A 12,035-nucleotide genomic window follows, 5' to 3' on the forward strand; every position below is an offset into this window, starting at 1 on the left:
ATTTCCGCAAACAACAGGATTGGGAGGTCTAGAGATGCTGAAACAGCTACTGACAACGATCGCAATTACCGGCGCTTTGATGACGACGCAGCCTGCCTGGGCTGCCTCGCCGCCCAACATGCTGGTCATCGGCACCAATCTCACCGGTATCCGTACGCTCGATCCGGCCCAGAACAATGCCCGCACCGTTTCCGAGCTGATCTCGAACCTCTACGACAACCTCGTGCAGCTGTCGCCGGACGATCTCAAGACGTTGAAGCCGATGCTCGCGACGCAATGGAGCGTGTCGGACGACGGCAAGATCATCACGCTCACCCTGCGCGACGATGCCGTCTTCCAGAGCGGCAACAAGGTGACCGCCGAGGATGCGGCCTGGTCGATCCAGCGCGTTATCAAGATGGGCCAGGTCGGCTCCACCGACGTCGCGCTCTGGGGCTTCAAGCCCGATAACGTCGAAAAGCTGGTTCGGGCAAAAGACGAGCATACGCTCGAGATCGAGCTGCCGCAGTCGGTGAATACCGATCTGGTGCTTTATTCGCTGGCCGGCTCGTCGATCGGCATCGTCGACAAGAAGACGGTGCTGTCGCATGAGGCGAATGGCGATTTCGGCGGCGCCTGGCTTTCCGCCAATTCCGCCGGCAGCGGTCCGTTCAGCCTGGCCCAATGGCGCCCGAACGATGTCGCAATCTTCAATGCGCAGCCGAAATATTGGGGCGGCAAGCCAGCCATGGCCCGCGTCGTGGCCCGCCACATTCCTGAATCCGGCAATCTCAGGCTGCAGCTTGAAGCCGGTGATGTCGATGTCGGCCAGTATGTGGCAAGCGGCGATCTCGATGCGCTGTCCACCAATAAGGATATGGTGATCGACAATGTCCCAGGTCTCGGCTTCTACTATATCGCCCTCAACCAGAAAGACCCCGACCTGCAGAAGCCGAAGGTTCGCGAGGCCTTCCAACACGCCTTTGACTGGAAGGCGATCTCCGGCAACATCATGCGTCATACGGGCTTTCCCTGGCAGTCGATGATCCCGCGCGGGATGATCGGCGCTCCCGAAGAGGGTGCGGTCCGCTATGACTACGATCCCGCCAAGGCCAGGCAGCTGCTGGCAGAAGCCGGATATCCCAATGGCCTGAAGAAAGTCCTCAACCCGTCGGGGGCACCGACCTTGCCCTTCGCCGAAGCGCTGCAGGCGAGCGCCCGGGCGGCCGGCTTCGATTTAGACCTCGTGCCCGGGGAATTCACGCCCGCCTTCCGCGAGCGCAAATTCGAAGTTCTGCTAGGCAATTCCGGCGCCCGCCTGCCGGATCCCTTCGCGGTCGCCACGCAATATGCCTTCAACCCCGACAATAGCGACGAGGCGCGCCTCGGCAGCTATTACCTCTGGCGCACAGGCATGAAGGTGGATGAGCTCAACACGCTCATCGACCAATCGATGAAGGAGCGCGACACGCAAAAGCGCACCGACATCTTCGAGAAGATGGACGGGATCTATGCCAGCATGGCTTCGCCGCTCGTCATTTTCTTCCAGCGAACCGACCCCTATGTCATGCGCGCAAACGTGAAGGGTTATCACGGGCATACAACCTGGTCGACGCGCTGGCATGACGTGACGAAGGAGTAGAGCGCGTGGCGAGCGCCGAGCTGACATCGAAGCAGGAGGCGACCCGCCGCTCAACGGCGGGCGGGTTCGCCGAGGCGGCCCCGCACCCGGCACTGAGCCTGTTGCGGCGCCTGGCGGGACGCGCGGTGGCTGTCGTCACGACGCTGCTTGGCCTGCTTTTCCTGACCTTTTCGATGGGCCGTCTGCTGCCTGCCGACCCGGTGCTCGCCATCACCGGGGCGGAGGTCAGCAAAGAAGTATACGATCGCGTCTATAACGAGCTCGGGCTCGGCCAACCGATCTGGATGCAGTTCCTCTCCTATGTCGGCAAGATCGCCACAGGCGACCTCGGCATGTCGGCGACGACGGGCCAGCCGATCCTCACCGATCTGATGACGATCTTTCCCGCGACGATCGAGCTTGCGATCATCGCCATGATCATCGGCGCCATTATCGGCATTCCCCTAGGTGTCACGGCTGCCGTCAGGCGCGGAACGATCATCGATCACATCGCCCGGATCGTGGCGCTTGCCGGCCATTCCATCCCGATCTTCTGGACCGGGCTGATGGCGCTGTTCATCTTCTATGCGAAGCTCAAACTGGTCGGCGCATCGGGCCGGATCGACGTATTCTACGAAGGCCTCGTCACGCCGATGACCGGCTTTCTGCTGATCGACGCGGCGATACAGCAGCAATGGGACGTATTCCACAACGCTCTCGGCCATATCATCCTGCCGGCGGCGATCCTCGGTTATTATTCCGTCGCCTATATCAGCCGCATGTCGCGCAGCTTCATGTTGGAACAGCTCAGCCAGGAATACATCATCACTGCGCGGGCAAAGGGGCTCGGCACCCACAAGGTCGTCTGGCGGCACGCCTTCCGGAATATCCGGGTGCAGCTCCTGACGATCCTGGCGCTGACCTTCGGCGGGCTGCTCGAGGGCGCGGTGCTGATCGAGACGGTCTTCGGCTGGCCCGGGCTCGGCCAATATCTCACCCGCGGGCTGCAGATGAACGACATGAACGTGGTGATGGGTTCGGTGCTGACGATCGGCGCCGTCTTCCTGACCATCAACATCGTGTCGGACTTCCTCTATCGCATTCTTGATCCGAGAACACGGTGACGCCATGACGATCTCCACCGAAGACGCAGACAGCGCCAATGCCGGCGGCTTTCGCAAATGGCTGCTGGCGCCGGAGCCTCGGGGCTGGTTTCAGTCGTCGACGCAGCAGATCCATCAGGGCTGGCTGAAGTTCAGCCTGCACCCGCTTGGCCTGGCCGGCCTCTTCATCATCGTGCTCCTGATCGTGGTGGCGACGGCCGCCCCTCTGCTGACGAGCTACGATCCGATCGTGCAGGATATGGCCGGGCGGCTTGCGCCCCCCTCGGCGACCCATCTTCTCGGCACCGACAATTTCGGCCGCGATGTCTTTGCGCGGGTGATCTACGGCGCCCGCACAACGCTCTACATCATCATGCTCGTCACGATCATCGTTGCACCGCTCGGCCTGCTGATTGGCACGGTCTCGGGCTATTTCGGCGGCATCGTCGACGAAATCCTGATGCGCATCACCGATATTTTCCTCTCCTTCCCCGGGCTGGTCCTGGCGCTCGGTTTTGCCGCAGCCCTCGGGCCCGGGATCACCAATGCGATTATCGCCATTTCGCTGACGGCCTGGCCGCCGATCGCGCGGCTGGCGCGCGCCGAGACGCTCAGCCTGCGCAAGGCCGATTATATTGCCGCCGTGCGCCTGCAGGGCGCGACGTCGATCGCGATCATCACCCGCCACATCCTGCCGATGTGCATTCCCTCGGTGATCGTCCGCGTCACCCTCAACATGGCCGGCATCATCATCACTGCCGCCGGCCTTGGCTTTCTCGGCCTCGGCGCCCAGCCGCCCTGGCCGGAATGGGGCTCGATGGCCGCCAGCGGCCGCGAGTTCATGCTCGACAGTCCCTGGGTGATCGCAGCACCCGGCATCGCCATTGCCCTCGTCAGCCTCGCCTTCAACCTCGTCGGTGATGCACTGCGCGACGTGCTCGACCCGAGAGGTTCGGAATGACAGAGCCCCTGATCGATGTCCGCAACCTCGAAATCGCGTATGGCGGCGGCCACATGCGTGCTGTGCGCGGCGTGAGTTTTACGCTCGGCCAGGAAAAACTCGGCATCGTCGGCGAGTCCGGATCCGGCAAATCGACCGTCGGTCGCGGGATCATGAAGCTGCTGCCGCCGACCGCAAAGGTCAGCGCCGAGCGGATGCGCTTTCGTGACGTCGACCTGCTCAAGGCAAGTGAACGAACGATGATGACGATCAGGGGACGGCGGATCGGGCTGATCTTGCAGGACCCGAAGTATTCGCTCAATCCGGTGATGAGGATCGGCGAACAAATCGCCGAGACATATCGCTTCCATCATCCAAAGGTGAGCAAAGCAAAGACCTACGCCCAGGCGCTCGACATGCTCGAAGCCGTGCAGATCCGCGATCCCGAGCGTGTTGCCCGCCTTTATCCGCACGAGATATCGGGTGGGATGGGCCAGCGCGTCATGATCGCCATGATGCTGATCGCCGAACCCGAAGTGCTGATCGCCGACGAGCCGACCTCGGCCCTCGATGTCACGGTCAGGCTGGAGATCCTGGCGCTGCTCGACGAACTCGTTTCACGCCGCAATCTTGGCCTGATCTTTATCAGCCACGACCTCAATCTGATCCGCAATTTCTGCGATCGGGTCCTCATCATGTATGCCGGCCGCGTCGTGGAAGTGCTTGAGGCGCGCGATCTCGACAAAGCCAGACACCCTTATACGCAGGGGCTCCTGGCATCCCTGCCGACGATCGAGGATCCCCCTGCCCGGCTGCCGATCCTGAAGCGGGATCCTGCCTGGCTCGACGACCTTGCAGCGAAGGTGCTCCGATGATCCGGATCGATAACCTCACCATCCGTTTCGGACACGGCCAGCGGCCTGTCGTCAGAGATGTAAACCTCACAGTCGCGAAGGGCACTGCGTTCGGCCTGGTCGGCGAATCCGGCTGCGGCAAATCCTCCGTCCTCAGAGCTCTCTCTGGCCTCAACGCCAATTATGACGGCAGCATCGAACTCCAGGGCGAGACGCTGGATCGGCAGCGCAGCCGGCCGTTCTTCCGCCGGGTGCAAATGGTGTTTCAGGACCCCTATGGTTCACTCCATCCCCGAAAGACCATCCGCTCGCAGCTGAAGGAACCGCTGCGCAACCAGGGGCTGGATACCAATTCCGTCGACGTCAACGCGGTGCTCCGATCGGTCGGCCTCGATCCGGTGCTGAGCTACAGATTTCCGCATCAGCTTTCCGGCGGGCAGCGCCAGCGCGTGGCGATCGCCCGCGCCCTGATGCTGAACCCGGACGTGCTGCTGCTTGACGAACCGACATCGGCGCTCGACGTATCCGTCCAGGCCGAGATCCTCAATCTGCTGCAGGATCTGCGCGCCGAGCGCGGCCTCACCTATCTGCTGGTCAGCCACGATCTCGCCGTCGTCTCTCACATGTGCAGCCGCGTCGCCATCATGGAAGCCGGCGAGATCGTCGAACAGGTCGAGATCGAGGCATTGCGTAGAGGCGCGGTCGAACATCCCTATTCGCAACGCTTGTTGCGCGCGAGCCGGATGTACGGGAGGGCGTAACCCTCGATCGGTACGTCCCTGCTGTTGTTTAGAGCGGTTCAGCTTTTCATGGAAGCGTAGAACCGCTCTAACCTGTTGTTTTTACGCAATCCCGGACCCAAATCCGCTGCGCACTTTTGCTGGAATTGCTCTATTCACCGCAAGTGAGCGTCGACAGCGGAAATAATCTCTTCCCAATCGTTGGGATGAATTTCGTGGCCACCGCCTTCGAGCCGAACAAGTTTCGCGCCCTTGACCGTTCGTGCCAGCAGTTCGCCGTGCTCAACCGGATAAATCGGATCCGCGGTTCCGTGTATGACAAGGAGGGGTGCCGCCAGTTCAGCCAATTTTCCTTTCAGGGCCTGGCCGCCCCTCAGCATGAAATGATTGGTGGCACTAACGAAGTTTTTCGCCCGCTCGACATCCCGTTCGACAAAGGCGCGCGCCCGCCCTTCGTCATAGGGATGCGCCATCCCGGCGATCATCCGGGTGTCTTCGACAAGGAATTCGATCACCTGGGCATCGTCTGTCCAGTCGACGGTCTCGCCCGTCGCCGCGTGCCCCATATAGGCATCAGTGGTATGCGGCAGGGCGCTTGTATCAATACCCATCGGCGTGGTGGACATCAGCGTCAACGTCTTGACGCGTTCGGGATGCGAGAGCGCTGCGATCTGGGCGATCGTGCCGCCCAGCGACATTCCGAGCAGATTGGCCCTCTCGATGCCGTAGCCATCGAGTATCCTGATGGCGTCCGCAGCCATGTCGTCCATCGTGTAAGGCGGTTCCCCCGGCTCGTAAATCGTCGAACAGCCGGTGTCTCGATTGTCATAGCGGATGACATAGTATTTCTGAGCGGTAAGCGTTTGGCAGAACTCGTCCGGCCACCACAGCATTGACGCCATTGCGCCCATGATAAGCAGGATCGGCTCGTGCGTCGGGTCGCCAAATGCCTGCGTGGCGATCTCGACGTCGTCAATCTTGATAATGCGTTCATTCACTTGGGGCGTCCTTTACTTGAATTGGGCGAAGCGGCGAAGTTTCTGGCGAATATCACTCGACGTCCGCATGTTCCGATGATGGGGCTAAGGCAGGGGTGCCGCATCAGGCATTTTGCGTAGGACAGGCTGAAAACACTCAGGAATGACAGTCGGCGGCGGACACCCGCACCACATCTCCTCCACGTCCAGCGCTTCCAGATCGACACATCGCTCCTCTGCCGACGTTGGTGACACTTGGGATGACTATGTCTCGATCTCTGCTAATCTCGAATTCCATGTATCGGAGGACTTTGTGTCGATATCCCTCAGAAGGTCTCTGTTCTCAGGCCGTGCAGCAGAACTCGATGCGATGGAATCCGCGTTCCGGGATGTCTCCGGCGGGCGGCAGCGCGCCGTTCTTCTCGGAGCGGAAGCAGGCGGCGGCAAGAGCCGGCTGGTTGAAGAATTTTCCGGCCGATTGTCGGGCCGTGCCCTGATCCTGAAAGGCGGCTGCATCGAGCAGCGGGAAGCGGCGCTGCCCTATGCACCGGTCACCGCCGTGCTGCATGAACTGGTTCAGATGCGCGGCGCGCCCTCGTCGCGGTCGCTGGTCGGCGCCGAGGGTGCACGCGAACTGGCATGGCTTCTTCCCGAATTCGGCGAGACCTCTGAAAGGTTTGATGCCGGCATTGCAAGAGCGCGGCTGTTCGAGGCGCTCAGAAAATTGTTCGAGGAGCTGGCACGGGAGATGCCGCTCGTCGTGGTCGTCGAGGACATTCACTGGGCCGACCAGGCCACTTGCGATTTGCTTCGTTTCCTCACAACGCGGCTGAAGAAAACTCGGCTGATGCTGATCGTCACCTACCGACCCGAAGAAATCAGCGGCAGCAACGCACTGCGGACGACCATTGCAGACTTCTCGCTTTCCGAGGGTGCCGAGGTGTTGAAACTTCCCCGCCTGAAGCGCGCGGAGGTCGCCGCCCAACTCGAGGGGCTGCTCGGGCGCCCGCCGACACCCGCCGTGATCAATGAGGTCCATGCGCGGTGCTGCGGGATCCCGCTTTTCACCGAGGCGCTTATCGATGCGAGCGGAAGCTTGCGTACAGATTTTCCTGGCTCGCTCAACGACTACCTGCTGAAAGCGGTCAGGGAGATGCCGGCGTCGACGACCGAATTGTTGAAGGTGATGGCGCTTGGCGGCCCGCATATCACGCATGCGCTGCTTCGCAGCGTGAAGAACAAGTCCGACCTTGAATTGGCCGAATTGCTGCGACCGGCGATTTTGGCCGGGATCCTGGTACCGGATGGTGACGGATATGCGTTCCGCCATGCGCTGATCCACGAGGCGGTGCGGAGTGATCTGATCGCCGGCGAAAGAATGGCCATCCATCGCGCCTATGCCGAGGTGCTCGAACGCGGCCCGCTCCCAAGCTACCGGATCTGGCATTCGGTTGCGCTCGCCCGGCACTGGCGCGGCGCCGGCCAGGCCGAATCTTGCCTGCGGTGGGCCTGGCAATCTGCCGCGGAAGCCGCTGCCACCTTCGCCTATGCAGACCAGATGGAAATGCTGAAGCTCGTACTGGCGGCCTGGCCTGAGGTCGACAACGCGGCTGATTTGACCGGCGCTGGTCACTGCAGGGTGTTGGAACTCGCCGCCGATGCCGCCTGCTGGGCGGCGGAAGCGGAACAGGGACTGGCTTTTGTCGAACGGGCACTCGCCGAAGTGGACGCCGAACGCGATGGGGAACAGCTGGCAGCGCTTCTTCTGCAGCGCGCGGTGATGCGTCAGCACGCGCTTATCCCAGGTGAGATCGCCGATCTTGAGCGAGCGCTTGATCATGCGGTTGATCCCACGAGGCTGCGCGCGGACGGACTGGGGCAGTTTTCCCGCGCGCTGATATTGCGGGGAGAATGCGACCGCGCCAGGCGCTTGGGCGACGAACTGAGGGAGCTGTCGGAAAAGCTCGATGACGAGGAGTATCGTATCGAGGCGCTGATCGTCGCGGCCTGTGTCGCCTCGGACAGCTCGCGCGTCGGTGCCCTCTGGAGCGTGGCTAAACGCGCGGAAAAGGCCTCCATCGGCCGTGTCGAGGTGCTGGCCGGCGCAGCCCTGCTTCAAGCCCTGCTCGAGACAGGCGCCCACGCTGAGGTCATCGAAGTGGGACCGGCAATCTTTGCGCGGACCGTCGAGTTCGGCCAAGCCCGGTATATCGGAGCAATCGTCGGTTCGCCTTTGTGCCGCGCCCTGCTCGCCGTCGGCCGCGTTTCCGAAGCCATCGAGACATGCGAACGGATGGCGGCCTTGGATCCGCTGCCGCTGGGGCTGGTTCATGTTTTCGAATGCCAGGCGGAGATCGCCCTGGTCTTGGGGGATTCGGATCGTATTGCCGCAGCGGCAAGCTCCTTGCGCGCCCTGCCACCCGGGCCTCAGCTTGCCAACCGCATGGCCGCCAATCTTCTGAGATTCGATATCGAAAGCCGCGCGCTGGCGGGCGACATGGATCTGTCTGCGATGCTGATAAGATCCGCCTCGACCCATTTCGACAAACACAGGGGTGTCTCCTGGCCGCTGCTGGCCTCGGCCATGCGTGTTGCTGTCGATACGAACCAGAACGATGCCGCTCGACAATTCGCCGACCTTGCCGTTCGGACCCCGTGCCGCAACGGCGTTGAAGAAGCCGAGAGGTTGGGCATCTCGGCCGAGTTGTCGCGCATCGCGGTTTCCGACCTCGATGCCTGGGAAGCGGCTGCTCAAAACTGGGCTGATTCGAGCCAGCCCTTCCGGCAGGCATATGCCCTTCTGCAGGCCGGGAGCGCTGCGGTGAATGCCGGCAAGCGCGCCAGGGGTGCCGGCCATTTCAGGCAAGGTGCGGAGCTTGCCCATTCGATCGGTGCCCGCCTGCTGTGCAATCAGATCGAGACGCTGGCCGCAAAGGCCCGCATTGATCTGCGAGACGGGAAAGACGGCAGTACGTCAAAGGCGCCGCTTGGCTTAACGGATCGGGAATTCGAGGTGCTTCGGCTTGTCGCCGCCGGACAAAGCAATCGCGAGATCGCCGATAATCTGTTCATCTCGTCGAAAACGGCGAGCGTTCACGTCTCCAACATTTTAAGCAAACTCGCCGTGCCCAGCCGCGGTGCCGCGGCCGCCATGGCGCATCGGCTCCGGATGGTTGATCCGGCATAGGCATCGTATTCCATTCTTTTGTTGCCTAGGGATTTTGCCTGATGTGCCTTCGCGGCCTTACGTCGAACATGGTGATATGGCGCCCCCGTGCGGCGCCCGGGATTTCATCAATCGGAGGTCAAAATGCACATTTCTTCCACCAGCTTGGCCGATACCCAATGCACGATCGATTCCTATGAAGGCTGTGCCGATGGCTATAGCCGCATCGTTGATCCGTTTCCCGCGCCGAGCCTGGAGGCAGCCTTGCGTCAGGTCGCCATTGCCGCCGGCAAGGGCGGCCGGGTCCTTGAGATCGGATCAGGCCCTGGGTGGGATGCAGATTTCCTCGAGACACAGGGCGTTTTGGTAAGGCGAACCGATGCCACGCAGCGGTTTCTCGAGCTGCAGGCGGCGCGCGGCAAGGAAGGCGAGCTCCTCAATGTCGTCACCGACAACCTCGGCGGCCCTTACGATGCGGTGATTGCTCTCTGCGTTCTCATCCACGTGCCTCGCGACCAGACCGGCCAGGTCCTCGAAAAGATCGCCGCGGCGCTGCGCCCAGGAGGCGTCTTCCTGGTGACGATGCGGGATGGAGACGGGGAGACGCGCGGCGCCTACCATATGACCTACTGGCGCCGCGACGACTTCGCGCTGTGCATCAAGGCTGCCGGCCTGGATCTTGAATGGGACACCTACCGCATGAGCCGCAATAATGAAGCGTGGCACACCTTTTACGCCCGACGACCAGGCTGACGCGCCGCATTTTCGCGCGCTCCGCGATTGCCGGGGCCGCTAACAAGCGTCCCTATCAAGAGATCAGCGCCCGCTATTTCCAGCTCGTGTAATCGGCGGCGGTGCAACCAAACGGCGCGCGATCCTGACCAAACCGCTTCTTCAGTTGTTCGCATCCCCACTCGTTCAACGGCCCTGGCATGAGATTGTTGATGTCCATACCAGGCGATTGGAATTGCGTCGGGGAGCTCGTGACGTACCAAAGCCAGAACCCGACCACGCCGACAGCGATCAGAAGCAACGTACCGAAGAAAAGCTGCAGCCGCTTCCAGATCGATATCGTCCTTTTGGGTTCTTCAATCAACACCGGCGAACTCAGATCGCCGCCTTGCTGTTGCGCCAGGGGTGCGAGAGCCGTGGCGCGCTCGGCATCCGTCAGCTCGACCCGCTGCAGACGATCGTCCAGAAGCACTGGCAGGGCGGTATTGCCGTGCCTGACGGCCATTCCGATCGCCTTGCCATTGGCTTCACCGACGATCAGAGGCTCCTGTCCGCTCTTCATGCGGGTGTATGCCGATCGCCCCGTTTTATCGCTGGCGATCTTGTCATTGTAGGTGATGGAAAGGACGCCGCGCTTGCGGTCGAATGCGCTGATCTCGACCGGGACTGGGATCAGCCTGGCGGGCCGGCGCAATTGCCCCTTGACCCGCCAAATGCGGATAGCGAAAAAAACCATACCCAGGCTCATGCCGCCGAGCAGGACCACAAACAGAGTGAGGGTGATGATCCTGTTCCAGAGCATGTCGAGGCCCAGGCTCATTGTCGCGAGTTCTGGATGATCGGCGGAAATCACAAGATCGGTTTCATAGTCGCCGGTATGAAAATCGACGAACATGACCTCGACCTCGGTGTCGTAGTTTCGTCCACCAAAGCTATAGACAAGGCGTGCCTCGCAGTCGGTAAAGACTGCCTTGCGTGTCGTGCATTTCCCGTTTTGCACATCGCCGTCTTCGAGCACCAAAGGGTTCTGGCTGATCTGGAAATCACGGATCACACCCGGCGCTTCCGCGACGAATAGAAAGACAGCCATTGCCAGGATAATCGGCGTTGCCCAGAAGTAGGCGTTGGGCGTGGAGATGACGTTGCGCGCCAATGACAGTGGGCGGCTGGGGAGAGCAAGCGAAGACAACGGCGTCGGACCCCTCATTTGATAGCGCAGCGCGCCGGTAAAGCTTCAGACAGCGGGCGAACGAGCGGAGCGCGCATCCAGACCGGCTTGCACAACCCCTTTGTGCAAGCCCGATCTACAACCTGTTGCAGGCGATCGGCAATCCCTTTCTACACGCATGGGCGGCAATCCGGCGTTGATTCTGTCGATAACGCGGACGCCACGAGATATGATGCCTCCGGACGCGGCATCGAGGCGATCAAAACCTCGGATCGTCAGGCGATCGGTGGTCGGATGCCGCATTGACCCTCGACGAAACTGTTGCCGTCCTTGCCTTTAAAGTTGCGTCAGCGCTATGAAGGTTGATAGAGGAGCAGCGGCGGTATAGTTTCGCTTTCGCAAATCGACGAATGACACAAGGAATAGTTATCTCATGCCGACAGGTACGGTTAAATTCTTCAATGACGACAAGGGCTTCGGCTTTATCACCCCCGAGGATGGCGGACAGGACGTATTCGTGCACGTGTCTGCGCTGCAGCGCGGCGGGTCGCTCCGCGAAGGCGACAAGGTCAGCTTCGACGTCGGCCAGGATCGCAAGACCGGAAAATCGAAGGCTGAGAACGTCTCAACCCTCTGATCCAAAGTCGAAGATTGCCCAACCCGCGTTGAGCGGGTTGGGCCCTCGTGACGCCATAGGCCGTTACGACGGTTATCGAGGTCTGTGCGTGTCGTTTTCGGGTGCGGAGACGGCCGGG

The 12,035-nt window shown here is 61.4% G+C and carries 10 protein-coding genes; 8 read left to right on the forward strand and 2 right to left on the reverse strand.

Translation table 11 applies throughout. From position 1 onward, the window contains the following. Positions 1-34 precede the first annotated feature (34 nt). From FFM81_RS23575 to FFM81_RS23595, 5 genes are read left to right on the forward strand one after another with little or no spacing between them, the layout of a single operon-like run. Positions 35-1,621 (forward strand): ABC transporter substrate-binding protein, encoded by a 1,587-nt coding sequence (locus tag FFM81_RS23575; RefSeq protein WP_025417697.1) that lies wholly within the window; start codon positions 35-37, stop codon positions 1,619-1,621. A gap of 5 nt (positions 1,622-1,626) precedes the next feature. After that, positions 1,627-2,724, forward strand: a complete 1,098-nt coding sequence (locus FFM81_RS23580) for an ABC transporter permease (protein ID WP_025417696.1) — start codon at positions 1,627-1,629, stop codon at positions 2,722-2,724. A gap of 4 nt (positions 2,725-2,728) precedes the next feature. After that, positions 2,729-3,664 (forward strand): ABC transporter permease, encoded by a 936-nt coding sequence (locus FFM81_RS23585; protein ID WP_025417695.1) that lies wholly within the window; start codon positions 2,729-2,731, stop codon positions 3,662-3,664. Further along, the gene (locus tag FFM81_RS23590; RefSeq protein ID WP_025417694.1) at positions 3,661-4,518 is read left to right on the forward strand and encodes an ABC transporter ATP-binding protein; all 858 of its coding nucleotides are present in this window, start codon (positions 3,661-3,663) and stop codon (positions 4,516-4,518) included. The genes FFM81_RS23585 and FFM81_RS23590 overlap by 4 nt, the downstream gene beginning before the upstream one ends. After that, positions 4,515-5,258 (forward strand): ABC transporter ATP-binding protein, encoded by a 744-nt coding sequence (locus FFM81_RS23595; RefSeq protein WP_025417693.1) that lies wholly within the window; start codon positions 4,515-4,517, stop codon positions 5,256-5,258. Before FFM81_RS23590 ends, FFM81_RS23595 begins: the two co-directional genes overlap by 4 nt. Positions 5,259-5,392: 134 nt before the next feature. On the opposite strand, the gene FFM81_RS23600 is transcribed toward FFM81_RS23595, so the two are convergent. After that, entirely contained in the window at positions 5,393-6,235 is an 843-nt protein-coding gene (locus FFM81_RS23600) for an alpha/beta fold hydrolase (RefSeq protein WP_025417692.1), read from the reverse strand. Positions 6,236-6,527: 292 nt separating this feature from the next. Here FFM81_RS23600 and FFM81_RS23605 point away from each other — a divergent pair, with 292 nt between their 5' ends. Both FFM81_RS23605 and FFM81_RS23610 read left to right on the forward strand, forming a co-directional pair. After that, entirely contained in the window at positions 6,528-9,401 is a 2,874-nt protein-coding gene (locus FFM81_RS23605; protein WP_025417691.1) for a helix-turn-helix transcriptional regulator, read from the forward strand. Between the two features lie 123 nt (positions 9,402-9,524). Then, a complete protein-coding gene (locus FFM81_RS23610; RefSeq protein ID WP_025417690.1) occupies positions 9,525-10,133 on the forward strand; it encodes a class I SAM-dependent DNA methyltransferase in 609 nt (202 codons plus the stop codon). Between the two features lie 73 nt (positions 10,134-10,206). Here the strand turns inward: FFM81_RS23610 and FFM81_RS23615 are convergent, their stop codons facing one another. Next, positions 10,207-11,319, reverse strand: coding sequence for a hypothetical protein (locus FFM81_RS23615; RefSeq protein ID WP_172644323.1), 1,113 nt, complete (start codon positions 11,317-11,319; stop codon positions 10,207-10,209). Positions 11,320-11,713: 394 nt separating this feature from the next. Between FFM81_RS23615 and FFM81_RS23620 the strand changes: the two genes are divergently transcribed. Continuing rightward, positions 11,714-11,917: a cold-shock protein gene (locus tag FFM81_RS23620; protein ID WP_003572688.1), complete on the forward strand. Its 204-nt coding sequence runs from the start codon at positions 11,714-11,716 to the stop codon at positions 11,915-11,917. The last annotated feature ends 118 nt before the right edge of the window (positions 11,918-12,035 follow it).

Source organism: Rhizobium hidalgonense (genome assembly GCF_005862185.2).
Classification (GTDB): Bacteria; Pseudomonadota; Alphaproteobacteria; order Rhizobiales; family Rhizobiaceae; genus Rhizobium; species Rhizobium hidalgonense.

Excerpts from the sequence above, each read along its gene's own strand:
- FFM81_RS23575 (WP_025417697.1), top strand. The coding sequence starts at position 35 with ATGCTGAAACAGCTACTGACAACGATCGCAATTACCGGCGCTTTGATG.
- FFM81_RS23585 (WP_025417695.1), top strand. The coding sequence starts at position 2,729 with ATGACGATCTCCACCGAAGACGCAGACAGCGCCAATGCCGGCGGCTTT.
- FFM81_RS23590 (WP_025417694.1), top strand. The coding sequence starts at position 3,661 with ATGACAGAGCCCCTGATCGATGTCCGCAACCTCGAAATCGCGTATGGC.
- FFM81_RS23595 (WP_025417693.1), top strand. The coding sequence starts at position 4,515 with ATGATCCGGATCGATAACCTCACCATCCGTTTCGGACACGGCCAGCGG.
- FFM81_RS23610 (WP_025417690.1), top strand. The coding sequence starts at position 9,525 with ATGCACATTTCTTCCACCAGCTTGGCCGATACCCAATGCACGATCGAT.
- FFM81_RS23615 (WP_172644323.1), bottom strand. The coding sequence starts at position 11,319 with ATGAGGGGTCCGACGCCGTTGTCTTCGCTTGCTCTCCCCAGCCGCCCA.
- FFM81_RS23620 (WP_003572688.1), top strand. The coding sequence starts at position 11,714 with ATGCCGACAGGTACGGTTAAATTCTTCAATGACGACAAGGGCTTCGGC.